Here is a 261-nt window from a genome sequence, read left to right as displayed (position 1 = left end):
ATTTCGAGTGCGCGCTCGCCGTAGTGGTGACGCCGACCAACGCGCTCAAGCGGAGCTCGGCGTGAAAGCGCAAGAGCCATTTTGTTCGCAAGTGCAGCAAGCTTTAATTGGCAACCGTGAAGGCATGACGCTCAGTAAGGTCACGCCAGGTTGGGTGAAACAGCAACTCGCCAGTAAGGTGACAACATCATGATGGGTGACTTGTTATTGGGTCAGTGCCTTCTTCATCGAGAAGGCGCCCCAAACGTGACGTGGTCACCT

At 55.2% G+C, this 261-nt stretch carries 1 protein-coding gene; it reads left to right on the top strand.

Annotated elements, in window-relative coordinates; all coding sequences use genetic code 11:
• The coding region (locus BCT81_RS22845; protein WP_102425957.1) for a hypothetical protein at positions 1-193 on the top strand (193 nt) is incomplete at its 5' end.
• Positions 194-261 lie beyond the last annotated feature (68 nt).

Source organism: Vibrio sp. 10N.261.52.A1, assembly GCF_002876325.1.
Lineage (GTDB): Bacteria > Pseudomonadota > Gammaproteobacteria > Enterobacterales > Vibrionaceae > Vibrio > Vibrio chagasii.
This window is presented reverse-complemented; position numbering and strand designations above follow the sequence as displayed.